This is a genomic window from Endozoicomonas sp. SESOKO2, from assembly GCF_024606245.1.
Classification (GTDB): Bacteria; Pseudomonadota; Gammaproteobacteria; order Pseudomonadales; family Endozoicomonadaceae; genus Endozoicomonas_A.
Genome location: NZ_JAHHPQ010000211.1, coordinates 1 through 1,410 on the forward strand (window position 1 = coordinate 1; position 1,410 = coordinate 1,410).

General features: G+C 51.1%; 2 protein-coding genes. Both read right to left on the reverse strand.

Annotated features, from left to right (window positions below; translation table 11 throughout):
• Nucleotides 1-6: 6 nt before the first annotated feature.
• Nucleotides 7-957 carry a UPF0149 family protein gene (locus KDK17_RS05060; RefSeq protein ID WP_257287497.1) on the reverse strand — a complete coding sequence of 317 codons (951 nt, stop codon included), beginning with the start codon at nt 955-957 and terminating at the stop codon, nt 7-9.
• Nucleotides 958-1,099: 142 nt separating this feature from the next.
• On the reverse strand, nt 1,100-1,410 hold a 311-nt coding region (locus tag KDK17_RS05065; protein ID WP_257287498.1), incomplete at its 5' end, for a zinc metallopeptidase.

Consider the following 1,410-nt stretch of genomic DNA (forward strand, 5'->3'; position numbering starts at 1 on the left):
CGAGATCTACACTCGACTAGTCGTCGGCAGCGTCAGATGTGTATAAGAGACAGGCCCCATTTCAACAGCACGCTCAATGGTGTCGTATAGATTGAACAATATACGATGAATGTCTTTTTCCTGCTGTTCATCCTTAAAAGCCGGTACTTCGCCAAAGATTTTTTTAAGCCAGCGATTGGGTGGAACTTGCTGAGGTGACCCCCAGATACCAAAGAGGAAACCTTCCACTTCCTGACAAGACATGCGACCATACTCAGACAGCATAGCCTCCAGCATGTCTTTCTGGGCATCGTCAAAACGCCAGTCAGGAATAAAGGAGCGAGTCTGTCTCAGACCCAGCTCAATCTCTATGTCTTCAATATCACCATGAATCTCGCGATCGACTTTACCACGCTCAAAGGCATCGCGAATGACTTTAACCGCTTCTTTACCGTGCAGATCAATCAGAGCACCGACCAGAGCCGTATTGAGATAGGTTCCATCATCTTCCCTGTCTTCCAGAAGCTTCTGAAGGCCCGCCACTGTCTTTTCACGATCCGCTTCATGGTAAGTTGCATTCCAGCGCAGAGACTCTATTGCAAGATCCCGGGCATCCTCATTGTCCTCGTTGTTCCTGGCAATACCCCAAAGCCGATCGGTGGCCACTTCGCCAAGACGACCGACCGCAGAAGGCAGATACTCTGCAATCACAAAGTGTTCATCATCCTTGTAGAACAGATCCAGCAGGGGCTCCACCGCTTCTTTTGCCTGAAGAATACCCAGAACCCTCCAGGCGTGAACGGGTGACCAGACAGTTTCGGCATCGTCATGATCAAACGAGGCCCAATCCTGAGCCAGCTTCAGAAGCTCCGGGATATGCGACTCATTAAATTCAAAACGGCTGTAATCCGTCCAATCCTGCCAGTCGCAGTAGCCCAGGCCGAGAAGTTCAGAAATGGGAGAGGTGTAGGGACTCATGAAGATATCCGAAGGTGATCTGTATACAAAGGCTCGCAATCATAGTAGATCAGTTCAACGAGTCCAACACCCCCTGGCCCGGCGGGGCAGCCCGAACCAGAGACTCATGGACTCAGGCAAGGTCATCCTTTGCAGGATTAACTTAACGCCTGAGGATAGCAACCCAGCGGCCAAGATTGAGCAGGCTGCCCAGTGCTGCGGCAACATACGTCATGGCTGCCGCTTTTAAAACGTCTCTGGCAGCGGGCATATCTTTTTCTGAAAGGTAACCCTCCGCCAGAATGGGCAGGGCTTTTTTAAAGCTGGCATCCAGCTCTACAGGCAGGTTAATCAGCTGCACCCAGATAGCCGCAATCATGCCGGAAACACCGATCAGAATCGTTAGCAAAACGCTGTGAGGAACCCGGGTCAGAGCAAAAACCAACGGAGTAATCATGAGCGCCATGGCACTGA

Coding starts and splice junctions, on each gene's coding strand:
- KDK17_RS05060 (WP_257287497.1), bottom strand. CDS start 957: ATGAGTCCCTACACCTCTCCCATTTCTGAACTTCTCGGCCTGGGCTAC.